This window comes from Hymenobacter oligotrophus, assembly GCF_003574965.1.
In the GTDB taxonomy this organism is placed as follows: domain Bacteria; phylum Bacteroidota; class Bacteroidia; order Cytophagales; family Hymenobacteraceae; genus Solirubrum; species Solirubrum oligotrophum.
On the sequence record NZ_CP032317.1, the window covers coordinates 3,120,028 to 3,142,305 of the forward strand.

Annotated in this window: 21 protein-coding genes; 9 read left to right on the forward strand and 12 right to left on the reverse strand. The window is 60.9% G+C overall.

Annotated elements, in window-relative coordinates:
- Nucleotides 1-18 precede the first annotated feature (18 nt).
- The 4 genes from D3Y59_RS13345 to D3Y59_RS13360 all read right to left on the reverse strand — a co-directional run bounded on the left by D3Y59_RS13345 (nt 19) and on the right by D3Y59_RS13360 (nt 5,767).
- The gene (locus D3Y59_RS13345; RefSeq protein WP_119445500.1) at nt 19-2,925 is read right to left on the reverse strand and encodes a DEAD/DEAH box helicase; all 2,907 of its coding nucleotides are present in this window, start codon (nt 2,923-2,925) and stop codon (nt 19-21) included.
- Between the two features lie 205 nt (nt 2,926-3,130).
- A complete protein-coding gene (locus tag D3Y59_RS13350; RefSeq protein ID WP_119446470.1) occupies nt 3,131-4,360 on the reverse strand; it encodes an ABC transporter permease in 1,230 nt (409 codons plus the stop codon).
- 80 nt (nt 4,361-4,440) lie between these two features.
- Complete coding sequence (locus tag D3Y59_RS13355; RefSeq protein WP_119445501.1) at nt 4,441-5,250, reverse strand: class I SAM-dependent methyltransferase; 810 nt, start codon at nt 5,248-5,250, stop codon at nt 4,441-4,443.
- Nucleotides 5,251-5,350: 100 nt separating this feature from the next.
- Nucleotides 5,351-5,767, reverse strand: a complete 417-nt coding sequence (locus D3Y59_RS13360) for a ribosome-binding factor A (RefSeq protein ID WP_119445502.1) — start codon at nt 5,765-5,767, stop codon at nt 5,351-5,353.
- 234 nt (nt 5,768-6,001) lie between these two features.
- On the opposite strand from D3Y59_RS13360, the gene D3Y59_RS13365 reads away from it, so the two are divergent.
- On the forward strand, nt 6,002-7,423 hold the full coding sequence (locus D3Y59_RS13365) for a hypothetical protein (protein ID WP_162910782.1): 1,422 nt from the start codon (nt 6,002-6,004) through the stop codon (nt 7,421-7,423).
- A gap of 65 nt (nt 7,424-7,488) precedes the next feature.
- Here the strand turns inward: D3Y59_RS13365 and rpiB are convergent, their stop codons facing one another.
- The 3 genes from rpiB to D3Y59_RS13380 all read right to left on the reverse strand — a co-directional run bounded on the left by rpiB (nt 7,489) and on the right by D3Y59_RS13380 (nt 10,319).
- Nucleotides 7,489-7,923 carry a ribose 5-phosphate isomerase B gene (rpiB, locus tag D3Y59_RS13370; protein WP_119445504.1) on the reverse strand — a complete coding sequence of 145 codons (435 nt, stop codon included), beginning with the start codon at nt 7,921-7,923 and terminating at the stop codon, nt 7,489-7,491.
- Nucleotides 7,924-8,017: 94 nt separating this feature from the next.
- The gene (tatC, locus tag D3Y59_RS13375) at nt 8,018-8,893 is read right to left on the reverse strand and encodes a twin-arginine translocase subunit TatC (protein WP_317127412.1); all 876 of its coding nucleotides are present in this window, start codon (nt 8,891-8,893) and stop codon (nt 8,018-8,020) included.
- Nucleotides 8,894-9,023: 130 nt separating this feature from the next.
- The gene (locus tag D3Y59_RS13380) at nt 9,024-10,319 is read right to left on the reverse strand and encodes a serine hydroxymethyltransferase (protein WP_119445505.1); all 1,296 of its coding nucleotides are present in this window, start codon (nt 10,317-10,319) and stop codon (nt 9,024-9,026) included.
- Between the two features lie 221 nt (nt 10,320-10,540).
- Between D3Y59_RS13380 and D3Y59_RS13385 the strand changes: the two genes are divergently transcribed.
- Nucleotides 10,541-11,833, forward strand: a complete 1,293-nt coding sequence (locus D3Y59_RS13385) for a sigma-70 family RNA polymerase sigma factor (RefSeq protein WP_162910783.1) — start codon at nt 10,541-10,543, stop codon at nt 11,831-11,833.
- A 189-nt stretch (nt 11,834-12,022) separates the two neighbouring features.
- Here the strand turns inward: D3Y59_RS13385 and D3Y59_RS13390 are convergent, their stop codons facing one another.
- The 3 genes from D3Y59_RS13390 to D3Y59_RS13400 form a co-directional block, all read right to left on the reverse strand.
- A complete protein-coding gene (locus D3Y59_RS13390; protein ID WP_119445507.1) occupies nt 12,023-12,724 on the reverse strand; it encodes a metallophosphoesterase family protein in 702 nt (233 codons plus the stop codon).
- A 246-nt stretch (nt 12,725-12,970) separates the two neighbouring features.
- Complete coding sequence (locus D3Y59_RS13395; RefSeq protein ID WP_059071635.1) at nt 12,971-13,195, reverse strand: hypothetical protein; 225 nt, start codon at nt 13,193-13,195, stop codon at nt 12,971-12,973.
- A gap of 61 nt (nt 13,196-13,256) precedes the next feature.
- Nucleotides 13,257-13,841, reverse strand: a complete 585-nt coding sequence (locus tag D3Y59_RS13400; protein WP_119445508.1) for a hypothetical protein — start codon at nt 13,839-13,841, stop codon at nt 13,257-13,259.
- Nucleotides 13,842-13,985: 144 nt separating this feature from the next.
- On the opposite strand from D3Y59_RS13400, the gene D3Y59_RS13405 reads away from it, so the two are divergent.
- From D3Y59_RS13405 to D3Y59_RS13435, 7 genes are all read left to right on the forward strand, one after another.
- Nucleotides 13,986-14,243, forward strand: coding sequence for a 4a-hydroxytetrahydrobiopterin dehydratase (locus tag D3Y59_RS13405; RefSeq protein ID WP_119445509.1), 258 nt, complete (start codon nt 13,986-13,988; stop codon nt 14,241-14,243).
- A gap of 116 nt (nt 14,244-14,359) precedes the next feature.
- Nucleotides 14,360-15,058 carry a 16S rRNA (cytidine(1402)-2'-O)-methyltransferase gene (gene rsmI / locus D3Y59_RS13410; protein ID WP_119445510.1) on the forward strand — a complete coding sequence of 233 codons (699 nt, stop codon included), beginning with the start codon at nt 14,360-14,362 and terminating at the stop codon, nt 15,056-15,058.
- The gene (gene lnt / locus D3Y59_RS13415) at nt 15,033-16,667 is read left to right on the forward strand and encodes an apolipoprotein N-acyltransferase (RefSeq protein ID WP_240410369.1); all 1,635 of its coding nucleotides are present in this window, start codon (nt 15,033-15,035) and stop codon (nt 16,665-16,667) included. The genes rsmI and lnt overlap by 26 nt, the downstream gene beginning before the upstream one ends.
- A 318-nt stretch (nt 16,668-16,985) precedes the next feature.
- A complete protein-coding gene (locus tag D3Y59_RS13420) occupies nt 16,986-17,786 on the forward strand; it encodes an inositol monophosphatase family protein (protein ID WP_119445512.1) in 801 nt (266 codons plus the stop codon).
- Between the two features lie 257 nt (nt 17,787-18,043).
- Entirely contained in the window at nt 18,044-18,244 is a 201-nt protein-coding gene (locus D3Y59_RS13425) for a FeoB-associated Cys-rich membrane protein (protein WP_162910784.1), read from the forward strand.
- Nucleotides 18,245-18,372: 128 nt separating this feature from the next.
- Nucleotides 18,373-18,714, forward strand: coding sequence for a hypothetical protein (locus D3Y59_RS13430; protein WP_059071642.1), 342 nt, complete (start codon nt 18,373-18,375; stop codon nt 18,712-18,714).
- Between the two features lie 105 nt (nt 18,715-18,819).
- Nucleotides 18,820-20,106, forward strand: coding sequence for an erythromycin esterase family protein (locus D3Y59_RS13435; protein ID WP_119445513.1), 1,287 nt, complete (start codon nt 18,820-18,822; stop codon nt 20,104-20,106).
- Between the two features lie 66 nt (nt 20,107-20,172).
- Here the strand turns inward: D3Y59_RS13435 and D3Y59_RS13440 are convergent, their stop codons facing one another.
- The gene (locus tag D3Y59_RS13440) at nt 20,173-21,465 is read right to left on the reverse strand and encodes an NAD(P)/FAD-dependent oxidoreductase (protein ID WP_119445514.1); all 1,293 of its coding nucleotides are present in this window, start codon (nt 21,463-21,465) and stop codon (nt 20,173-20,175) included.
- Nucleotides 21,466-21,556: 91 nt separating this feature from the next.
- Nucleotides 21,557-22,198 (reverse strand): c-type heme family protein, encoded by a 642-nt coding sequence (locus tag D3Y59_RS13445; protein WP_162910785.1) that lies wholly within the window; start codon nt 22,196-22,198, stop codon nt 21,557-21,559.
- Between the last annotated feature and the right edge of the window lie 80 nt (nt 22,199-22,278).

Genomic DNA, 22,278 nt, shown 5'->3' on the forward strand with positions numbered 1-22,278 from the left:
TCTGCTGCCCGTACAGACTTAGCCGAGCAGCTCCTCGATATCTTCCTTGGTGAGGCTTTTGATAATGGCCTCATCGGTAGTTATCAGGTCCGACACCAGCTGAATCTTGCGGTTTTGCAGAGCTAGAATCTTTTCCTCCACCGTGCCCTTGGTGATGAACTTGTAGGTGAACACCGTACGCTCCTGCCCAATGCGGTGGGCGCGGTCGACGGCCTGAGCTTCTACAGCGGGGTTCCACCACGGGTCGAGAATGAACACGTAGTCGGCGGCGGTGAGGTTAAGGCCCACGCCCCCGGCTTTCAGGCTGATGAGGAACACGCGCAGGTCTTCCGTGGTCTGAAAGCGCGCTACCTCTTTGGCTCGGTCGCGGGTGTTGCCGTCTAGGTAGGCGTACTCAATCTGTTTTTCGTCGAGCACGTGGCGCACCAGCTCTAGGTGTTTCACGAACTGACTAAACACCAACACCTTGTGGCCTTCGGCTACTACGCTCCGAATCATGCGCACCACTTCGCGCAGCTTGCCCGACTCGGCCTCGTAAGTTTCGTCGGCCATGCGGGGGTGGTTGGCAATCTGGCGGAGCTTGGTAAGGCCCTGCAGCAGCATAAACTGGGTGCTGGCCGTGCCGTGCTCCTCAATGCTCTGCAGAATCTTGTTGCGGTAGTAGCTCTTGGTTTCTTCGTAGCACTGCTGCTGCTCCTCCGTCATGCGGCAGTAGCTCAGGTGCTCAATCTTCTCGGGCAGCTCGGTGGCTACCTGCGCCTTGTGCCGACGCAGGATAAAAGGCTTGATGAGCGTGTGCAGGCGCCGCGTCTTTAGCTCGTCCTTCTCTTTTTCGATCGGTTTGAGAAACTCCTTGCGGAAGAACGCCTGCGAACCTAGGAGACCCGGGTTGATGAACGACATCTGCGACCACAAATCCATGGTGCTGTTCTCCACGGGCGTGCCCGTGAGGATGAGCCGGTGGCGCGAGTGCAGGTGCCGCACCGCCTGCGAAGTGGTGGAGCTGGGGTTCTTGATGGCCTGCGACTCGTCGAGGATTACGTAGTCGAACTTGTAGGTTTTGAGCAGCTCCGCATCGAGGCGCACAATGCCGTACGACGTCAAGATAAGGTCGTAGTCGGCAAACTGCTCCACGTTTTTGTCGCGGTAGGTGCCGGTGTAGGTCAGCACGCGCAGGCCGGGCGTAAACTTTTGGGCTTCGTTCAGCCAGTTGTATACCAGCGACGTGGGCATTACCAGCAACGAAGCCGCACCGCCTGCCGCACCGCTCTCTTTGCGCTGCAACAGCATGGCCAGCGTCTGAACCGTCTTGCCAAGCCCCATATCGTCGGCCAGGCAGCCGCCGAAATGGTAGTCCTGCACAAAATGCAGCCAGTTGTAACCGGCTTGCTGGTAAGGGCGCAACGCACCGTTGAAACCCACGGGCAGCGGCCGATCTTCCACCGCCTCAAAACCGCGCAGGCGTTCCAGCTTGCGCGACATGGTGACGGTGGCAAGATTGCCGTTCTCTAGGTCCGAAACCAGCGCTACGTGGTGCTTTTTGAGCGTGAGCGAGTGGTGGTGCTCCTCCGAGAAGGCAAACAGCTCGAGGTACTGCGTAAACCACTCCTCCGGAATAATGGCAATCTGGCCGTTGGGCAGCTTAAACTCGTGGCGCTTCTGCAAAATGTAAGGCCGCAGCTTCACGAACGGGATTTCGAACTCGCCGAAGCGCACCGTGCCGTGAATGTCGAACCAATCGTTGTTTTCGGTGATGCCCACGTTCACCGTAACCGTGCCGATAAAGTAATCCTTGCCCGAAGTGCTGCCTTGCTGCACCGTGAAGCCTAGGCGGGCCAGCTCCTCGGCGTGCGAGTGCAGCCACTTAAAGGCGGTGGCTTTTTCGAGCACGGCGCGGCCGTTGCGCACCTCCAAGGCGCGGTCTTGCAGCTCCCGGATAAAGTTCTGCTCGTTTTCCAGGTCGCGGATGAGGCGGTGGAACACGTACGACTCGGGCGTTTTTTCCAGCTTCACACTCACGCGCTTGTCGTGGTTGCGCACGATATGGTCGCCGTACTGGAAAGCAATATCGAAGTGGATCTGGTCGGCGTTGGCGTCGAGGTCGTAGGTAGTGGTGCCAGCCGTGGGCACATCCGAAAAGATGAGGTGCGGCTTGGCCTGGTAGCGCTCCGAGCGGATATCGAACCCGCGGGCGTGCACATCGAACGACTCTACCAAAGGCGCCACAAAGCGCTGGTAGTAGCTGTCCTCTACCTGCCTAGGTATTACAATGAACTTCTTGTTCAGGAAGGGCTGCAGCTTCTTGCCATCTACCTCATTGCGGAAGTTGTGCAATACCCCATCCAGCAGCATCCAGGCGGGCTGGCAGCACACCATCACGGCGTTGCGCTGCTGAAAGTCGAGCCGCTGCCCGCGGTACTGAATGGTGGGGAAGTAATGGGTGTTTTCGGGGTTGCGGCGGAAGTGAAACAGCACCGAAGCGGCCTCAGGCGCTACCGAAATTTCCTTCCAGGTCGGCTCGCCGTCTTTGCCCATGATGAACACCTGCTTGCCGTGCAGCCCATCGAGCAGCTGGCCCATGCGCTGCTGAATATAATTGCAGATGCGCTCCTGCAGGGCTTTGTCGCCTTTTTCGGGGTCGTAAATCTTCAGGAAGAAGTCGGCCGGCGTGGTTTTCTTTGGCCAAAACTCTTTGATAACCGCGTCTTGCTGAATTTGGTCCGTCAGGGCTATCAACTCGAAGTCAATGGCGTCGAGGCCATCGGCAAATTCGGCCGCGTTCATGGCCGAAATGTTCTGGTGCTGCAGGGTCAGTTGCCCCTTGGCATTACGCTGAACCACGTAGGATTCAAACAGATATCCAAGGTACTCGTGCTCGAAGAGCGAGTACACTATTTGGAAAGGCTGTGAAGTAGAAACCTTCATGGCGACAACGAAAGCAGCGTTGAAAGTAGGAACAAATGCTAAATAGCATATAATTTCAATAATATTGAAATTGATTCTATAAATAGTTATACGCTATAGACCAACTAGCCCGTTCGGGTAGGCGAACGAACTACCTGGCTCGATTAACAACCCGAACGACGGGGCAAAAGTTGGTTTTGGGGGCCTCAAAACGGCCGAGCTTGCGCTAAAGGTTTTCGCGCAAATCGATTTGCGGCGCATTCAGCGCCGGCCGAATCGATACGATGATGGTGATTAGCACAATGGCAATGCCCACCCATATCACGTCCGACAACTGCATCTTCACCGGGTAAGCGTTTACCACGCTCGTGGCCATGCCCATCGACACCAACTCGAAGCGCTGCTGCAACCAACAGATGGAAACACCTAGGGCCAAACCCGTAACAGCGCCCACCTGCGCCACAATGGCGCCTTCCATCAGGAAGATGCGCCGAATAGTATTGGGCGTAGCGCCCATGGCCATCAAAATAGCCACGTCTTTCCTCTTGTCGATTACCAGCATCGAGAGCGAGAAAAAGATGTTGAGCGAAGCTATTAGCAGAATAAAAGCGAAGGTGATGAACACGAACATCTTCTCCACCTTAATGGCTTTCAGCAACGATACGTGCTGCTCGTCGGAGTTCAGCACCTGAAACTGCTGCCCCAGGAGCTGCTTGAGCTCCGCCTGCACCTCTCCGATGGGGCGGCCCGATACATTCACCTCCAAGGAGGTGCGGCGGTTGCCGTAGCGCAGCAGGCGCTGGGCAAACTGCAGCGGCACGAAGATGTAGCTGTCGTCGACGTGCTGCTCGATGGCAAACACGCCGCCGGCCAGAATAGGCTCTTGGGTAAAAGCGTTTTCGGGGTTGATGCTGAGCGTGCGTTTGCCCGGCGTGTTGCGCGGGTAAAGCAATTGCAAGGGCGAGAAGCGGTTTTCGAGTGCAATGCTGAGCTCGTGCTGCACGCCGGCGCCAATAAGGGCAAAGTCTTCGCCGTTGCGGCGCAGGCGGTGGTCACCGTCGACGATGGCCGAATCGATGTCGCTCTGCCCGTAGTAGTTTTCCGATACGCCCTTCATCTTCACCACCATCTGACGCTCGTGGTAGCGCAGCAGGGCATTGTCCTCGATTACCTCGGTCACCAGCCCAACGCCCGGAACGGCACCTAGGCGCTGCAGCAAAAAGCTATCAACCGAAAAGCTTTTGCCTTGCACAGCGGTAATCTTCAGGTCGGGGTCGGATTTGCCGTAGAGCGAGCGTACCAGGTCTTCGAGCCCGTTGAACACCGACAGCACAATGATCAGCGCCATCGTTCCCACGGCTACCCCAATCATGGAGATGTTGGAAATGATGCTGATGATGTTGCGCTTTTTCTTCGAGCGGAAGTAGCGCCAGGCTATCAGGAAGGGTACGTTCATGCGGCGGGGCAGGCCCAAACGCGGGCTGTCGGGCTATAAAAGTAGCCGGCCGGTAGTACGATGAACTACCGGCCGGGTTCTTATTTCCAAGCTTTCACGATCAAACCGGTGCCCGAATCGTGGCGGGAGGTGGTATCCAGCCAGTTGAGCAGCAGGCAGAGCGGGAATGTAACGAGGTAGTAGAAAGGCAGTACGATGAAGAACAATTTGGAAGCGCCCAGCATCTGGATGGGATACTTCATCGACAAGCGCCACGAAATCTGGCCCGGAATGCCGTAGCTGTACTTGGCCTCGATGCGGTCGAAGCCGGCTTTGCGCAGCTTCTGCTGGATTTCATCGATGTTGTAGCCATCGCGCACGTGCTCTTCGATAAAGCTGGCGTCGTCGGCGCCGTGCACGTCGGAGCCGCCTTGGTCGGAGGGCGTGCTGATGATGAGCATGCCGCCGTCTTTGAGCGAGGTGTGCAGGTTGGTCATCACCTCCACATCTTCCAGAATGTGCTCCATCACATCGATGGCCAAGGCCAGATCGAAGCTGTTGGGCTGCTGGTACAGCACAAGGTCTTGCACGGCAAACTGCACGTTGGGCCGCCCAATTTGCCGGAAGAAATTGTTGGAATCGGTTACTTGCTCATCCTTTACGTCCACGGCCAAAATCTGCCACTTCGGGCTCATGCCCGACAGCCAGTAGGTGTATTGGCCGTAGCCAGCACCCGCATCGATGATGTTGACGGCCTGCTCGCGGCGGTTTTGGGCCCACTGGCGCAACTCGCGGTGCACGTGCCAAGTTCGGAGCAGTAGCAAATCGAGCAGGTTGTAAAACAGCCGGCGGAGCCATGGCGTGCGGTTGAACACGTTGCCAAGCGTCCGCTTAATCGGGTCGTAATGCAAGGAAAGGAAGAATTGAGTACTGAGTATTTGGTATTGAGTAGTGAGCGAGGTCAGCAGTAAGAATACCGAGTACTAACTACTCCGTACTCTATACTCACTACTATTCCTCGTCGGCGAAGAGGCGCGGGCGGGCGGGCTTGTCGTCTTGGTCTTCGGGCGGCGCCGGCGGAATATTAAGGTCCGAAATGACCTTGTCCATGTGCGTAGCGTAAGCGGCCGAGTCGTCGAGAAAGAATTGCAGATCGGGCACCACGCGCAATTGGTTGCGCACGCGCTTGGCCAACGCGAGGCGAACTTCTTTGGTGTGTTCCTTAATAGCCGCTATCTGCCCCTGCGGATCGGCCACCAGCAACACGCTTAGATAAATGCGCGCCACGCCCAGGTCGGGGCTCACGCGCACCGCCGTGATGCTGGGCGGCAAAGTGCCGCTGAACAAGTGCGGCAAATCGCGCCGGAACACTTCGGCCAGTTCTTTAGTAAGTAGGCTGGCGAATTTCTGCTGTCGTTTGCTTTCCATAGAATGTGCAAAGGTAAGTATTTAGGGCCTTGGGAGCTCGGGCTCATAGGATGCTAGGATCACGAACCATTTCATACGGCCTGTGCAACCACTGTTTCGCGCGGCGGAGGTTAATTATTCTGATTACCGCGCAGCCGGCAGTTGCTGCAAGCACCAAACATTGCAGGGCCGCCCGCTACCTTTGAGCAAGTGTAGCCGGCCATCAGGCCACAAGCTTCCAACACCCATCCTGTTTTGCTTCAGTTTTTTCGAAGTACGCTTCCCTCGCGCCTTGTGCTGCTGGTGCTGCTGGCCCTAGGTCTGCGGTTGCCGCTGCTGTGGTTGGGCGAAGCACCCCTCTCGCTGGCCGAACTGCGCGGCTGGCTGCTGGGCGAGCGGCTGCACGCCGGCGCCGTGCTCTATCGCGACCTGTACGACCACACGGCCCCGCTGGCCGCACTGATGTACGGTTTGCTCGATTTGGCCTTGCCCCGCTCGTGGGTGCTGTACCGCTTTGCGGCCTTAGGGCTGGTGGTGGTGCAGGCCATTCGGCTGAGCGTAGTGTTTAACCGCTACAACGTGCACCCCGAGCGCGGCTACCTGGCGGCGCTTACCTACGCGCTGCTCGCTAGCGTTACCACCGACCTCGATGTGCTTTCGCCCCTGCTTATGGGCCAAACCTTCGTGGTGTTTTCGCTGAGCGCGCTGCTGCCCACCTCGCGCGAGGGCTACGACAGCAGCCGCTTGTTTAGGGCGGGTTTTTTGCTGGGGCTGGCGGCGCTGTGCTACCTGCCGCTGGCTTGGCTGCTGGTGGTGGGGCTGTTCGCGGTTATCAGCTTCGCGGCCAACTCGTTCCGAAGCTTTTTGCTGTTGCTGTGCGGCTTTGCTTTTCCGTACGCCGTTACGGCCACGTTCTTCCTGTATACCAACTCTCTATCCAGCTTTCAGCAGTTCCATTTTGCGCCCATGCTTACCGGGGCCGCCATGGCCGATGCCCTGCCGCGCAGCTTGCAGCTGGGGTTGGCCATTCTGCCGGGCGTGGTGTTGCTGGCCGCGCTGGGGCGCACTTTCACTTCTTCCCTAGGTCTTGTCTTTCAGGTAAAGTTTCAGCAGCTAATGCTGGTGTGGCTGGGTGTGGCGCTGGTACTGGGGGCGGCTTTGCGCGCAACGGCACCGGGCATTTTGGCCATTGCTTTGCCGCCAGCGGCATACTTCGCGCTGTTTTTGTGGCAGCGTACGCAGCGCGTATGGGTGGCCGAGGCCATGTTTTTGGTACTGGTAGGAGCCGTGGCCGTGGTGCGCTACCGCACTGTGTTGGGCCTGGAGCAACTGCTGCGCCTGCCCAGCGAAGCACGCTACGCCGCCCGCCCCGATAAGCGCTATGCCGCAGTGCGGGGCCAGCGCGTGCTGGTACTGGGCCCAAGCCGGGGCGTGTACGTCGAAAACGCGGCGGGTAGCCCCTACGTCGACTGGCGCCTGGCGCAGCGCGATTTTGGCTACCTCAACCAGTACAGCGCCATCTTCAGGCTAGCCAACAACCTGGCGTCGCCCCCGCCCTATCTCATCGACGAGGTAGGCTTGCTGCCCGAGCTGCGCTACAAGCTGCCCACCATCTTCGGCCGCTACCATCCCACCAGCACACCTAGGGTTTACCGCTTGGCCGGGGCAGGCCGCTGAGTTACTTCCAAAGCAAAAGCCGCCGATACGATCGGCGGCTTTTGCTTTGGGTTGTGTGGCTTGGTTTAGCACTCAATCTTGCCCACGCGGTTCTGATGACGCCCGCCCTCGAAGGCGGTGTTCAGGAACTCGGTGGTGATTTCGCGGGCTTGCTCCTCGCTCACAAAGCGGGCTGGCAAGCACAGCACGTTGGCGTTGTTGTGCTGACGCGCCAATGAGGCCAGCTCGGGCAGCCAGGCAATGGCTGCGCGCACGCCTTGGTGCTTGTTGGCCGTGATGCACACGCCGTTGGCCGAGCCGCAGATAAGAATGCCCTGCGGCAACTCGCCCGAGGCCACTGCAGCGGCCAGCGGGTGCGCAAAATCGGGGTAATCGGCCGAGTCGGTGGAGTAAGCGCCGAAGTCGCGCAGCTGGTAGCCTTGCGCTTCAAGCCAAGGCTTCAACATTTCCTTGTAAGCAAAACCGGCGTGGTCGGAGCCGATGGCGAGTTGCTTGTTCATGCGGGTTGTGGGGGTTGGGTACCGCGGGGGCACCTAGGGTTTATCAATCGGCAACAAAGAAAAAGAGCGGGCCGCAACCCGCTCTTTCCGAAACTTATACCTGGCCGTGGTTTTCGGCCAACTGGGCGTTCAGGCGGGCCACATCCTTGCGCCGCACCACGCGGGCAATGTTGATGCTAAGCTCGTAGAGCAGCAAAATGGGCAGCGTTACAATCAGCTGCGACGACACATCGGGCGGCGTGATTACAGCGGCTATTACCAGAATTACCACAATGGCATGCTTGCGGTACAGGCGCATGATTTCGGGCGTAATCAGCCCGGCTTTGGCCAGGAAGAACACCACCATGGGCAGCTCGAACACAAAAGCGCACGAAAGCGACATCGTGGTGAGCGTGCTGATGTAGCTCTGCAGGTCGATTTGGTTTTCGATGGTGGGGTCGAGCTGGTACGAAGCCAGGAACTGAATGCTCAGCGGCGCCGCGATGTAGTAACCGAACAGCAGGCCCAGCGCAAACAGCACCGACACGAAGAACACCGCCCCGCGTGAGTTGGCCCGCTCGTGCGGGTAAAGCCCCGGGCTGATGAACCGCCACAGCTCCCAGAACAGGTACGGAAACCCGAGGGCCAGGCCCACCACAAACGAGGTGCTGATGTGCATGCTCAGCTGCCCGCTCATCTGCCGGTTCTGCAGATCGAAGGTCAGCTCCTTGAGGCAAAGCTCGGCGGAGTTCAGGGTTTGCCCGAGCTGGCAGAACATGCGGTAGGTCCAGAAATCCGGCCGCGAGGGGCCCAAAATCAGCTCGTGAAACAGGAACTCCTTCGAGAGGAAAGCCCCGAGCGTGAACACCACGATGGCAATGGCGGCCCGGATGATGTGCCAGCGCAGGGCTTCGAGGTGGTCGATAAAGGACATCTCGCCCCCTTCGGCGGCCGCGCGGTTTTGCTGGAATTGTTGGGTCGGGGACTGCAAAGAGTTGATGAGTTAGGTAGTTGGCGAGTTTATGAATTCAGGCATCCAACCCGTGGTAAGCAGGAAGAGGTACGCGCAAAGCCGGCGAGTAGATTTTCTCCGGCTCCAAAACTCATAAACTCTTCAACTCTTAAACCGAAAAGAGTGGCAGGTCGCGCATCATGGCGTTTACCTGCTGGCGCACCTCGCCAATGCGGGTATCGTTGTCGTGGTTCATGAGCACCTGGTCGATGAAGTCGACGACGCGGGCCATGTCGGCTTCGCGCAGGCCACGGGTAGTTACCGCCGCCGAGCCAATGCGCATGCCCGAGGTAACAAACGGCGACTTGTCGTCGAAGGGCACCATGTTTTTGTTGATGGTGATATCGGCCTTGATTAAGGTGTTTTCGGCCAGTTTGCCCGTGAGGCCTTTCGAACGCAGGTCAATCAGCATCAGGTGGTTATCGGTGCCGCCCGAGATGATTTGGTAGCCGCGCTCCGTAAAGGCGGCGGCCAAGGCCTGCGCGTTTCGGATTACCTGCTGCGTGTACTCGCCGTAGGCGTCGCTCAGGGCTTCGCCGAAAGCCACGGCTTTGGCACCGATTACGTGCTCGAGCGGGCCGCCCTGCGTGCCGGGGAACACGGCACCGTCGAGCACCGACGACATCAGGCGGATTTCGCCCTTCGGCGTTTTCAGACCTAGGGGGTTCTCGAAGTCGCGGCCGAGCATGATGAGGCCGCCGCGCGGGCCGCGCAGGGTTTTGTGCGTGGTGGTGGTTACGATGTGGCAGTGCTCGAAGGGCGAGTTCAGCAAACCCTTGGCAATGAGGCCCGAGGGGTGCGAAATATCGGCCAGCAGCAGCGCGCCTACCTCGTCGGCGGCTTCGCGCAGGGCTTGGTAGTTCCAGTCGCGCGAGTAGGCCGAGGCACCGCAAATAATAAGCTTGGGCTGCTCGCGGCGGGCGGTTTCCTTTACCTTTTCCCAGTCGATGAGGCCGGTTTCGGGCTCTACACCATAAAACGAAGGCTGGTACAGCTTGCCCGAGAAATTGACGGGCGAGCCGTGGGTGAGGTGGCCGCCGTGCGAAAGGTCGAAACCCAGGATTTTGTCGCCGGGCTTCAGGATGCCCAGCATTACGGCGGCGTTGGCCTGCGCGCCCGAGTGGGGCTGCACGTTGGCCCACTCCACGCCGAACAGCTCTTTTACGCGGTCGATGGCCAGCTGCTCGATTTGGTCGACGATTTCGCAGCCGCCGTAGTAGCGTTTGCCGGGCAGGCCCTCGGCGTATTTATTCGTCAGGATGGAGCCCTGGGCTTGCATTACCTGCTCCGACACGAAGTTTTCGGAGGCAATAAGCTCGAGCCCATGCATCTGCCGCTCTTTTTCACGGCGAATCAGATCGAATACAACGGTATCGGGAGCGAGAGTGCGGGTCGTGGTTTCCATTCTTCAAAGGTAAGGCGCGGCTTCTTACCGATGAACAACCCCACCCCTGCCTTGTGCCGGCGGCTGGCCCTAGGTGCGCGGCCCGGTTTTGGGCGGCGGGGCCAACCAAAGCCAAGCCCGGCCGTTAGGGCAGGTAGCCTAGGTTGTACGGGCTTTTCTTTCCTCGGCAGCAGCGGGCGTATGCCAATTGTTGTTACTTGCTGCTTGAAGCCTTTCGCCCCGTGAGTTACTTTCTGTCGGAACAGCTTGCCCGGTTGCGCACCGGTACCCTCACGCCGCTCACCGATTTTTACGAGCAGCAGCGCGACATTTTTAGCCGTTGGGCTCGGCGCCAATTCGGCACCGCGCCCGAGTCGGCCCACGCGGTGCTGCGCGAGGTGCTGCTCGAGTTTTACGACCAAGCCAACGACGGGCGCCTGAGCCGCTGGCCCGCCGACCTGCGCGCGCACCTCTACGGCGTGGCGCGGCAAATCCTGACGGCCACCGTAACCAACACGGCCCTACCCGCCGATACGCCCCTGCTGCCCGCGTCGGAGGCCGACCGCCGCCAGCTGTTGCTGCGCACCATGCGCCAACTGCCCTACGACAGCCAGCTGGTGCTGCAGCAATTCTACTTCCACGGCTCCAATTTCGAAACCCTAGCCGTAAAGCTTGGCTACCCCAACGCCAACGTGGCCCGCCGGCAGAAATCCGACGCACTGCGCAAGCTGTACGAAGCCCTGCAGCGGCAGGGCGCCGTGGGTGCTGCCGAGCTGCTGCCGCACCTTACCGAAGTGGAGCGCTCGGCCGATGGCCTCCTGACCGTGGCCGAGCAAGACGAGTTTGACACGCAACTGCTGCTCGACGGCGGGCTGCGCCAAGCGTGCTTGGCCTACGAGCAGTACGCCGCCGACCTGCGCTGGGCCGCCGGCCGCGAAACCTTGCGGCTGCGCCTCGAGTCGCTCGACCGGCGCGTGGCGCAGCGCGTGGCCGCGCAGCAGCGTATTACCCGCCGCAAGCGGCGGCAGCGCGCGCGCCTGGGCGTGGGCCTTGCGGCGCTGGCCATTTTACTTGGGTGCTTGGTGGTGTTTTGGCCCAAGCGCAGCACGCCAAGTAGGGCCTGGTCGGACTTTGATGTGCAGGAGCCGGGGCTGCCCGCCGCCGTAACCAAAGGCCGCACGCTGCTCGAGCAAAGCATGAACCTGTACCGCAGCGGCAGCTACCCGGCCGCTTTGCACTCGTTGCGCCGCCTGCCGGCCGGTTCCCTAGGTCAGGATACTTTTTTGTTTTACAACGGCCTGCTGTTGTTGCGCCAGGAGCAGCCCCAGCAAGCCGAAAGCTATTTTCAGCGGGTAAGCCAAATGCGCAACTCTGCCATGGCCGGGCGAGCCTCTTTTTACCTAGGGCTGGCGCACTGGCAGCAGCAAGAGTTGCCGCAGGCCCAAACCGCGCTGCAACAGGCCGCCTCCACAGCCCCCGAGCCCCAGCGCGCCGAAGCCCGCCGCGCCCTGCGCGAGGCTGGCCTCCGGCGCTAACGCCTGGCGCGGCCACAAAGCCTAGGTGCTAATAGGCCTGCTCCCAACAAGGCACCCCGTGGCAACGCTGTGGTTTACCGAATGCGGTGGCCACGGCCTTGGCGGCCAGCGCGAATTGCTGCTGGCGGCGCCAACTGCGGCGTGTTGTGCTCGGCGGGCAAAGGATGGCGGAGCGCAGCCCAGGCGTGGTTACCGGTGCCCGATGGGATAAGGCGGCTCCAGGTTTTCTTGACGCAGCAGCTCCCAGGAATCGAGGTTGAGGGCCGAAAGGTGGCGCAGCTCGGGGTTGTGGCGGTACACGCAGCCGGTATCCAGACCGATGGCGCCGGCTCGCTGCTTCAGGCGGCGGCGCAGCTCCTGCGTGGGCACGGGCGTGTGGCCGTGCAGCAGGCGTTTGCCCTGCAAGCGCGAGGCATCGAAGGTAAAGTTCTTGATGTTGAGCATGCTATGCCGGTCGGTGCGCATGCGCTCGGGCGGCAACCGAAAATCGAAGCCGGCGTGCACCAATACAAAATCCGGCAGCTCCAGCGTGAGCGGCAGCGCCTCCAACCACTGCAGGTAATGCTCCGGAATGTGCTGCGGGTGCGCCACGCCAAAACTACCTAGGGTGAGTTGGTCGGGCTTGGGCCCGGCAGCCCACGGCGCCAGGGGCCGCGCCTCGCGGGCAGCTTGCAGCAACTCGTAGTCGTGGTTGCCGAGCAAGCAGTGAACTTGGTAGCCGGTGCGTTGCAGCTGCATCAGGTAATCGAGTACGCCGCGGCTGTCGGGGCCTTTGTTTACGTAGTCGCCCAGCAGGTACAGCTCGTCGGTGGTGCCAAGGCCAATGCGCTCCTCCACCAAATGGCGTAGGGTGCGCAGGCAGCCATGAACATCGGTGGTGGCGTAGCGCATATTTTTTTAAGGAATAAGGAGGAATGAGCAAGGAAGAAGCGCAGATGCGTAGTCGGGCCGCGGCGCCGCGGCCGGGGCCTGGGTGCTGCGGCATCTAGGCTCCCGCGTGCAGGGCAATATGTAGGGCGGCGTCATTGTTCTTCTTTCTTCCTTACTAATTCTTCCTTCCCGCCGGCGCGCCGAACGCAAAAGCCCCGGCCTTTTCCGCGGAAAAGGCCGGGGCTTTTGCGTTCGGCGCGCCGGCGGCTAGTGGCCGCCGCCGTAGCTGGGCTTATCCAGGTCGGGTTTGTTGAGGTTGCGGTTGGGGTGGGCTTGCGGTGCATCTTTGGCCAGCTGCTCCAAACGCTCTTCGGTTTCGTCGTCGCGGTTGGTAACGGGCAATTGGCCTACAGCGCGCGGCTGGCCTTCGCCCGCCGGATCACCGTGGTTTTCTTTCGATTGCTTGTTGGTGTTATTGCTCTTGTAAGGCATGACTTTCTGAGGTTTAAACGTGATACTCCTAGGTTCTCAGTAGCCCGGCACTGCCAGAGAGTTAGAACCCTTTGGCAATGCCCGACTCCTGCGCGTCGGGGTCGGTGAGGTCGGCGTTGGTATCGGGCCGGGCGTCCTCGGCTTTCATATTATAGTCGATGGCAGCGCCGCGGCGGGCGTTGTTGCCGGAGCCGTCGTTGTCCGTGCCGGTTTCGTCCTCGCCGGCGTCGTTGCGGCGGTCTACGCTGTCAAAATCGTCTTCGTCGGTCAGGTCCTCGTCGGCGTTGCGGGCGCGCATGGTATCGCCTTCGGTTTCGCTAACGGGGTCGGGCAGGCGGCGCGGGTCGAGCATGTCGGGCGTGGGCATGTCCTCGTTGGGTACTACCGGGCGGCCTTCGTCGTCGGAGCGCATGTTGTCAGCCGGGTGGCCAGGCTTGTCGGCGTCTTCGTTGACGGAAACCGAGGTAATGCCGTCCGACGAATCGGTGCCAAAACCCTGCTTGCCGTCGCGGTTGCCGAAGCCGCCGCGGGCGTTTTCGTTTTTGGGCGGATCGGCGCCCGGAATAATATGCCCCGCGTTCAGTTCTTCCTCGGTCGTATCGTTCGGTATTTCCCGGATCGGCCGGTTTTTCGGATCTATAGCCATGGGAGTAGGTGCGGTGTTTTGGAAGAGAAGGTTCTTGCGGAGGTTTACTGCAGCGGGCCTGTTTGGGTTGCCGTTCGGCCGAAGCTGTGTATGTTGGCAAAGCCCACGGGCTTGCCCAACGTTTCACCGACCGCCTCAACCATTATGTGGACTGAAGTAGACAACTCCCTCCGCTGCACCTTCCGCTTTAAGGATTTTCAAACGGCATTCAGCTTCATGACCGACGTGGCCGAAGAAGCCGAACACCAGGACCACCACCCGTGGTGGGCCAACGAGTGGAATACCGTGGAGTTTCGGTTGCGCACCCACGATGCGGGCAACACCGTATCGAAGCGCGACCACCGCCTGGCCGAGTCCATCGACAAGATTGCGGCCGAGTACGGGGGCGAGGCCGTGGCCTAACGTCGGGTTCCCGCCAAGGTCGACGGAAGAAACGCGGAGGTTCGCAGAGGCCAAACATCATCCGCTTGCATCCGTTTCTGCATCCGTCAATATCTGTGGTCTACCTTTGCCGGCCCATGCAAGACAACACGCCCGAACCCGCCGCGCTTACCATCGTGCCCACGCCCATTGGCAACCTCGAGGACATTACCCTCCGGGCCATTCGGGTGCTGGGCGAAGTGGATGTGGTGCTGGCCGAAGACACCCGCACCAGCGGCCGCCTGCTGCAGCACCTAGGGCTGAAAAAGCCCATGCAGAGCTACCACCTGCACAACGAGCACAAAGTGGTGGCGGGCCTGCTCGAGCGCCTCGAAAAGGGCGAGCGGATGGCGTTGGTGTCGGATGCGGGCACGCCGGGCATATCGGACCCCGGTTTTTTGCTGGTGCGCGAGTGCTTGGCCAAAGGCCTAAAAGTAGAGTGCCTGCCCGGTGCCACGGCGTTTGTGCCCGCGCTGCTGAAATCGGGCTTCGGGGCCGAGCGGTTTACGTTTGAGGGATTTTTGCCCGTAAAAAAAGGGCGGCAAACCCGCCTGCGCGAACTTGCCGAGGAGCGTCGAACGTTGATCTTCTACGAGTCGCCGCACCGCGTGGTGAAAACGCTCGAGCAGCTGGCCGAGGTATTTGGCCCCGAGCGGCCCGCCTCGGTAAGCCGCGAACTAACCAAGTTATTCGAAGAGACCGTGACGGACACGCTGGCCAACCTGGCACAGGTGTTTGGCGCGCGTCCGGCCATTAAAGGAGAAATTGTCATTGTCGTTCAAGGACTTCGCGAATAAACCCTGGCTGCTGGTTCTGCTAGGGCCGCTGTTGCTGTGGGCAGGCTGGCCGGTGCACCCCGCACCCGCGCCGCTTTTGCTGTTGGTTGGTTTGGTGCCGCTGCTGCGCCTCGAGCAGGTGCTGCGGACGCAAGGCGCCCGCACCGGCCGTTTTTGGTGGCTTAGCTACCTGTTTCTGCTGCTCTGGAATGTGCTTACCACCTACTGGGTGGCCTACAGCACCCTAGTCGGCGGCATTGCGGCCAACATCCTGAACGCGGCCTTGCAAAGCCTGCCGCTGCTGGCCTTTTGGCATACGCGCCGCCGCTTGGGCCCGGCCCTGGGCTACCTGGGGTTTGTGGTGTACTGGCTGGCCTTCGAGCAGCTGCACCTTACCTGGGACCTATCGTGGCCTTGGCTCACGCTCGGCAACGGCTTTGCCATGGTGCCCGGCTGGGTGCAGTGGTACGAGTACACCGGGCAGCTCGGCGGCTCGCTGTGGGTGCTGCTGGCCAACCTGGCGGTGTTTTGGGTGCTGTTTGGCCGACAGGAGGTTGCAGCACCTAGGATGCTGGGCCTGCGCTGGAAGCCCTGGCTGGCCGCTTTTACTACGCTGGTTTTGCCGCTGCTGGTGTCGTTTGCCATTGATGCGCGCTGGCAGGAGAAAGGACAAGCGGCCGAGGTAGTGGTAGTGCAACCCAACATCGATCCGTTTCAGGAGAAGTTTGCCGGCGGCGCCAAGTACATTCCGGCCGATCAGCAGTTGCAGCGCTTGGTGTCGCTTACCGAATCGGCCCTGACGCCGCAAACCAAGCTGGTGCTCTGGCCCGAAACGGCGCTGGAAGAAACCCACTGGGAAAACCAACTAGCCCAACAATCCGATGTGCAACGCGTGCAACGCCTCGTGGCCGCGCATCCGGGCTTGCGCCTGATTACCGGCATCACCTCCGTTAGTTCGTATGCTTCCAAGGAGGTGGCCAGCCCCACGGCCCGCTTCCGCGACGACCTCGGCTACTACGATGTGTTTAACGCGGCCCTGCACGTGAGCAGCCCCACCGGGCCGCTGCAGGTGTACCACAAATCGAAGCTGGTGCCCGGCGTGGAGAAAGTGCCCGGCTGGCTCAACTCGGCCCTAGGTACCATCGACCTGGGCGGCGTAGTTGGCTCGTACGGCTCGCAGGAGCAGCGCACGGTGTTCCGCTCGTTCAGCCCCACCGCCGACAGTTCGCTGCGTGTGGCGCCGGTCATCTGCTACGAATCGGTGTACTCCGACTACGTAGCCGAGTACGTGCGGCGCGGGGCCACGCTTATCGGCATCATCACCAACGACGGCTGGTGGAGCGACTCGCCCGGCTACAAGCAGCACCTTACCTACGGCCGCCTGCGCGCCATCGAAACCCGCCGCGACATTGCCCGCTCGGCCAACACCGGCATTTCGGGCTTCATCAACCAGCGCGGCGATATTGTGCAGCAAACCGGCTGGTGGGTGCCCGCCGTGAGCCGCTACACCGTGCACCTCAACGACGAGCTTACCTTTTACACCCGCCACGGCGAGCTGCTAGGCCATGCTGTGCAAGCTGTGGCCGTGCTGCTGCTGGCCTTTGTGGTGGTTCGGCGCTTCGTGAAGTAAGCATGGCAAGCTCCCCTCCTCAGCTGAGGAGGGGACGCGGCCACGCAGTGGACGCTGGGGTGGTTGACCTAGCGTCAGATAGTAACCTTACCTAAAAGGGATGTCATGCTGAGCTTGTTGAAGCATCTCTACCGCTTGGTTGAGAATACTATCAGTAGAGATGCTTCGGCTGCGCGGACGCCAGATGCGCATGACGACCTAGGGTTATCGACTTAGAATAATCGTTCTAGCCTACCACAACGACCATCAACCACCCCGCCCTTCGGGCACCCCTCCTCATCTGAGGAGGGGAGTATCGTTCAATATGCTTTCTGTTCCATGACTCCAGACTTCGACCAACTCAGCCTCCAAGTAGCCGACATAGCCCGCCGGGCCGGTCAGTTCATTCGCCAGGAAGCGGCCAACTTCGACCGCAACCGCGTGGAGAACAAGGGCCTACACAACCTGGTATCGTACGTCGATGAAGAGTCGGAACGGATGGTTGTAGCGGGGCTGCGCGAGCTGTTGCCCGAGGCCGGGTTCATTACCGAAGAAGGCACGGCCGGCGAAGCCACGCGCCAGGAGTACACCTGGATTATCGATCCGCTCGACGGTACCACCAATTTCATCCACGGCTTGCCGTGCTATGCGGTAAGCATTGCGCTGCTGCATGGGCAGGAGCTAGCCATTGGCGTGGTGTATGAAGTCAACCTCGACGAATGCTTCCGGGCCGTGCGCGGCGGCGGCGCCTTTTGCAACGATACGCCCATTCGGGTATCAGCCGCGCCCGATTTGAACCACTCGTTGGTGGCCACGGGCTTCCCGTACAGCAACTTCCACCGCATTGACGCTTACTTGCCGATCCTCACGGAGTTTATGCGCCGCACCAACGGCGTCCGCCGCGTGGGCTCGGCAGCCGTTGATTTGGCGTGGGTGGCCGCTGGCCGCTTCGAAGGATACTTCGAGTTCAATATCAACTCCTACGACGTAGCCGCCGGCATTTTGCTCGTGCGCGAAGCAGGCGGGCAGGTAACCCAGTTTCTAATCGACGGCGACCCCATTTTCAGCCGCGAAGTGCTGGCCACCAACGGCCACGTGCACCGCGAAATGCAAGAGGTAATAGCCGAGCACTGGCGGTAGATAGCAAGCAGTGGCAGAACGACAAGCTCCCCTCCTCAGATGAGGAGGGGGACGCCGCGGCGCAGCTGCGGCTGGGGTGGTTGACAATCGTTGCTGACGTGCGGGCAGTAACTTCCCGTAGCTACCGTCCTAGGTCAACAACATCAGCAACGACGCAATCACCCCCGTCGCTGCTAAAGCAACAGCATGCCTTCCTCAGATGAGGAGAGGATGCGGCCACGCAACTTTTTATCTGCCACGCTAGTTTTGCAAGCGTTATGCTGATTCAGGAACTCATCATTCTGGCGCTTTTCCTAGGTGCGGCCTTCTATGTGGGGCGCCGCCTGTGGCAGAGCTTCTTTGCCAAATCCGAAGGTGCTTGCCCCAAAGGCTGCGGGGGCGCGTGCGGCACCATCAACGTCGATGCCCTGCAGCGCACCATCGAAAAATCTCAGCAGCAAAAGCAACAACCTGCTTAGTCAAGCATTTCGCTTGGGGTATATAACCCGCCCCGCCCATGGCTGCGTATAGCCGGGGCGGGGCGGCGTGTTTTCAGCCGCTTCGGTTTCCTTCTCTCAATCCTTCCACACCAAGCACCCCCTGCGTTATGCAAGACAAAGAAGAAGAACGCGCCCTTGTCAACGTCGAACGAAAGCTGACCGAAGACGGCTTTACCTCCGATTTCAACGTGCAAGACGGCCGTTTGTGCGTTATCGGCTCCGAAACCAATAAAACCTACGGCCCCGAGGAGGTGACCATCGTTGATTTTTACCGTTTTGAGGGCGAAAGCAACCCCGACGATATGTCGATTCTGTACGCCATCGAAACCGCCGACGGCATCCGCGGTACCATCTCGAATGCCTTTGGCACCTACGCCGATGCCGACGTGGATGATTTTCTGCGGAAAGTAGAAGACCTGGGAAAAAACCTCGACAAGGCACACAAGTAAGCCTTAGGCCGTATACCTATTGCCGCGCCGCCACCAGCTGCCTCCCCACACCTGGGGAGCAGCGGGGGCGGCGCTCCGTTTTTCATCCTTCCCCCCAAGCTGGCCATGAAAACAATCATTCCGCACCACCCGTTGCGCCGCGCCGCCGACCTCGACCCGCTCCTCGAAGCAATCGGCGATGCGCGCGTGGTGCTCCTGGGCGAGGCCTCGCACGGCACCCACGAGTACTACACCTGGCGCGCATCCCTGAGCAAGCGCCTCATTCAGGAGAAAGGCTTCAATTTTATTGCTGTGGAGGGCGACTGGCCCGATTGCTTCGAGGTGAACCTGGCCGTGAAGCAGCAGCCCGACGGCCAACCTAGCTCCAAACTGCTGCAAAACTTTAACCGCTGGCCCACCTGGATGTGGGGCAACTGGGAAATTGCCCACCTCGTGGATTGGCTGCGCCAGCACAACGCCCAGCAGCTTACGGGCCATAAGGCCGGTTTTTATGGCCTCGACGTGTACTCGCTGTGGGAGTCGCTGGAGCAAATTATGCAGTACGCCGGCCGTAAAGGCGAGGCCGCAGCCCAAGCCGCCCAGCGCGCCTACAAGTGCTTCGAGCCGTACAGCGCCGACCCGCAGGAGTACGCCGAGGCCGTGGCGTTTGTGAGCGAAGATTGCGAAGACGAAGTGCTGACGATGCTGCGCGCCCTGCAGCGCCGCACGCCTACCACCGGCACCGACGGCCTCGAAAAGGAAATTGACTTTGCCACCGAGCAGAACGCCTTGGTAGCCGTGAATGCCGAACGCTACTACAAAGCCATGCTGCGCGGCGGGGGCTCGTCGTGGAACGTGCGCGACCACCACATGATGGAAACCCTGCAGCGCCTGCTCGATTTGCACGGGCCCGAGAGCAAAGCCATTGTGTGGGAGCACAACACCCACGTGGGCGACGCGCGCTACACCGATATGGTGGCCGATGGCATGGTGAACGTGGGGCAGCTGGCCCGCCAAGAGCTCGGCCGCGAAAACGTGTTCATCGTGGGGTTTGGCTCGTACCAGGGCTCGGTAATTGCCGGCAAAAGCTGGGGTGCCCCCTTCGAAAAAATGACCGTGCCCGAAGCGCGCAGTAACTCCTGGGAAGCCATACTGCATGCCGATATCGGCCAAAACGCGCTGTTGTTCTCCGATGAGCTGCGCCGGCACGATGCCTTGCTCGACCACCTGAACCACCGGGCCATTGGCGTGGTGTACCGGCCCGAACGCGAACGGTTTGGCAATTACGTACCCACGGTAGTGCCCGAGCGCTACGACGCCTTCCTGTACCTCGACGAAACCCGGGCGCTGCACCCATTGCCCACCGCCGCCGACGAGCACGTGCCACCCGACTTGTATCCCTGGGTGTACTAAGCGGCGGCAGCTGCTGCTTTAAGCTGAGCCCTGGGTGCCCCACGCAGCCGACGCGGCACCCAGGGCTCAGCTTTGGCGCTGGGCAATAATGGCCTCGGCAACTTCGCGGCCGGTGGCCATGGCGCCGTTCAGCGAAGGGTAGGAGGCCCAGTCGCCGCAACGGTACAGGCCTTCGGCCAGCTGCAGCGGTTGGCGCGCGGGTTGGCCGGCGCCGTACAGAGGCAAAGCGTGCTCGATGTGGTAGGTACCTAGGCGGCGCCATTTGCCGGCGGCAGGGCCAAACCACGCCATTAGCTCGTCGCGCAGGCGATGGGCTAGTTCATCGTCGGCGAGGCCGTGGTTGCCGTGCGTGCTTACCGACACCAACGTTTGGCCTACGGGGGCATACTCCTGTGCCACATCGCTCAGGAAAGCCACGTTTTGGGCCAGCGCATTGGGCGCGGCGTTCAGTCGCAACAGCCCGTCGCCGCGGCCCGGCGAGCGGCCTTCGGCAGCAAAGTACGTGCAGGTAGTGCGGCGCGCCTCGGTGGGCTCGTGGGTGCGAAGGGCAGGCACCAAGTTGCGCAGCGCGGGGCCGTCGGTGGCTAGCACCACGGCGCTGCCTTCGTAGCTGCGGCCGTCGGTTAGCTGCACCTTCGCGCCGTCGAGGGCGGCAACGCGGGCGTGTAGCAGCACGCTGTCGGCGGGGAGGCGCGCCGCCAGCTGCCTAGGTATTTCCTGAATGCCGCGGGCGGGCAGGGCCGCGTCGCCCTCCACAAATTGCTTGAATACAAATTCGAAAAAGTTGCTGGCCGTGGTCAGCTCCCGATCCAGGTACACGCCGCCAAAAAACGGCCGGAAAAACGTTTCGATAATCTGCTCGCTCCAGCCGTAGTTGCGCAAAAACGTGAGGGTATCGGTAGAGGGGCGAGCCAGCAGTTCCTCGTTGCTGCGGCGGCTTACGTGCTGGGCCAGGCTTACCAGGCGCAGCTTATCGGCCAGTGTGCCAATCGGGGCCGTTACGGCCGATAGCGCCCGCAGCGGCTGGCGTAGCGGGTTGCGCAAGGTGATTTCCTGCCCGTAAGGCAGCCGAATAACAGCGCCGGAGGTAAACGTCTTAAGTTGCAGCGCACCATAGTCCATCAGGCGCTGCACCTCGGGGTACTTCGTGAGCAGGATTTGAAACCCGTGGTCGAGCCGGAAACCGTCGGGCGTAACGTCGGTGCGCACGCGGCCGCCCACGGCATCGGCCGCTTCGAGCAACAACACGGGCTGGCCGGCGCGGTGCAGGTAGCAGGCGCAGGCCAAGCCGGCCATGCCACCACCAACAATAATTACAGGCTTTTGCGCAGCAGGCGAGGAGGGAGCTTCAGCGTTCATACCCTGCCCAAACTGCGAAACCGGCCCTAAGGTTGGGCGGGTGGTGGCTGCGTGTAGCGCGAACGTTGTAGTCCGCGCTACACGCAGCCACCTACCACAGCTTGCGGCGCTTGGGAATTTTGCGGGTTTTTTGGGTGTAGAACTCGGCCACGCCTTTGCGCGTCATCGGAATATCCCAACGACCAATTAACTGGCCGGCGGTGTAGCCCGTGAGTTGCTTGCTGGGATAAGTATCGGCCAAAAGCTGGGCGTCGGCGGTGGCTACGTCGGTGCCTACTTGGCCGTGGCAACGCAGGCACATGTCGTTGGGCATCAGCACCAAGGGGCTTTGCACCAGAAACTTATCCTGGCCGGGGCGCTGGGCGCGCAGCGAGTCGCCCTCGGTAATGGCGCGGGGCGGCAGCAACGCGCGGCGGGGCTGGGCTTGCAGCTCGCGGGCCAGCGCCAACACCGCGGGCAGGCGCTCGGGCTGGCAAAACGGGTGGGCCGCGGCCACGCCTCCGGCGTTGAGGCGTTCGGTTAGCTGGGCGCGCCAGCCGCGGTCGGCGGTGCGGGTAAGCGAGTCGGAGGCCCAGCGGGCAGCCTGCAGCAACTGCTCGGGCTTGATGCGCTTGGGCTGGAAGTTCTCGACTTCGCGAGCAATTTCCTTGGTGTTCTCTAGGTGCTCAACTTGGTCGGGGCGGCAGGCAGCCAGCAGGGGCAGTAAGGCCAGTAAGGATAGGCTTCGGCGCATATAGCAAAACGACAACACTGCCGGAACCACTCCCGGGCCCGACGGGTTTTGTACCTTTGCAAAAGTACCGCCCAATTTCG

Bases quoted from the DNA above. Each gene is read 5' to 3' on its own strand.
- D3Y59_RS13345 (WP_119445500.1), bottom strand. From the start codon at position 2,925: ATGAAGGTTTCTACTTCACAGCCTTTCCAAATAGTGTACTCGCTCTTC.
- D3Y59_RS13350 (WP_119446470.1), bottom strand. From the start codon at position 4,360: ATGAACGTACCCTTCCTGATAGCCTGGCGCTACTTCCGCTCGAAGAAA.
- D3Y59_RS13360 (WP_119445502.1), bottom strand. From the start codon at position 5,767: ATGGAAAGCAAACGACAGCAGAAATTCGCCAGCCTACTTACTAAAGAA.
- rpiB (WP_119445504.1), bottom strand. From the start codon at position 7,923: ATGAACAAGCAACTCGCCATCGGCTCCGACCACGCCGGTTTTGCTTAC.
- D3Y59_RS13380 (WP_119445505.1), bottom strand. From the start codon at position 10,319: ATGGAAACCACGACCCGCACTCTCGCTCCCGATACCGTTGTATTCGAT.
- D3Y59_RS13390 (WP_119445507.1), bottom strand. From the start codon at position 12,724: ATGCGCTACGCCACCACCGATGTTCATGGCTGCCTGCGCACCCTACGC.
- D3Y59_RS13395 (WP_059071635.1), bottom strand. From the start codon at position 13,195: ATGCCTTACAAGAGCAATAACACCAACAAGCAATCGAAAGAAAACCAC.
- D3Y59_RS13400 (WP_119445508.1), bottom strand. From the start codon at position 13,841: ATGGCTATAGATCCGAAAAACCGGCCGATCCGGGAAATACCGAACGAT.
- D3Y59_RS13405 (WP_119445509.1), top strand. From the start codon at position 13,986: ATGTGGACTGAAGTAGACAACTCCCTCCGCTGCACCTTCCGCTTTAAG.
- rsmI (WP_119445510.1), top strand. From the start codon at position 14,360: ATGCAAGACAACACGCCCGAACCCGCCGCGCTTACCATCGTGCCCACG.
- D3Y59_RS13420 (WP_119445512.1), top strand. From the start codon at position 16,986: ATGACTCCAGACTTCGACCAACTCAGCCTCCAAGTAGCCGACATAGCC.
- D3Y59_RS13425 (WP_162910784.1), top strand. From the start codon at position 18,044: ATGCTGATTCAGGAACTCATCATTCTGGCGCTTTTCCTAGGTGCGGCC.
- D3Y59_RS13430 (WP_059071642.1), top strand. From the start codon at position 18,373: ATGCAAGACAAAGAAGAAGAACGCGCCCTTGTCAACGTCGAACGAAAG.
- D3Y59_RS13435 (WP_119445513.1), top strand. From the start codon at position 18,820: ATGAAAACAATCATTCCGCACCACCCGTTGCGCCGCGCCGCCGACCTC.
- D3Y59_RS13440 (WP_119445514.1), bottom strand. From the start codon at position 21,465: ATGAACGCTGAAGCTCCCTCCTCGCCTGCTGCGCAAAAGCCTGTAATT.
- D3Y59_RS13445 (WP_162910785.1), bottom strand. From the start codon at position 22,198: ATGCGCCGAAGCCTATCCTTACTGGCCTTACTGCCCCTGCTGGCTGCC.